General features: G+C 55.9%; 1 protein-coding gene. It reads left to right on the top strand.

Annotation, left to right across the window (positions count from 1 at the left end):
• Positions 1–246: hypothetical protein (locus SB816_RS34020; RefSeq protein ID WP_410548502.1), on the top strand; the 246-nt coding region annotated here is incomplete at its 5' end.
• Position 247 lies beyond the last annotated feature (1 nt).

The following is a 247-nucleotide window of genomic DNA, read 5'->3' as shown; positions in this document are numbered from 1 at the left end:
CCGAAGTCGGGGACGAGTTGGGACCGCGACGAAAAGCCACTTAAGGCAGTGGCAAACAAGGAAGGTTCCAAAATCACTCGCCAAGGCGATAGCTCAGGTGGCGGACGCTCGACTATTTCGAAGAATACGCCGGTCGATTCGAAGGCTGCGCGAAATAAGACCGCGATGGGGCTCATGAATCCGGAAAAAGGCAATGGCAACCCCCGCACCGCCCCGAAAGCAAATCAGAAGCGCGGTTCGTATTAAG

Source organism: Achromobacter sp. SIMBA_011 (assembly GCF_046535435.1).
Lineage (GTDB): Bacteria > Pseudomonadota > Gammaproteobacteria > Burkholderiales > Burkholderiaceae_B > Achromobacter > Achromobacter dolens.
This window is presented reverse-complemented; position numbering and strand designations above follow the sequence as displayed.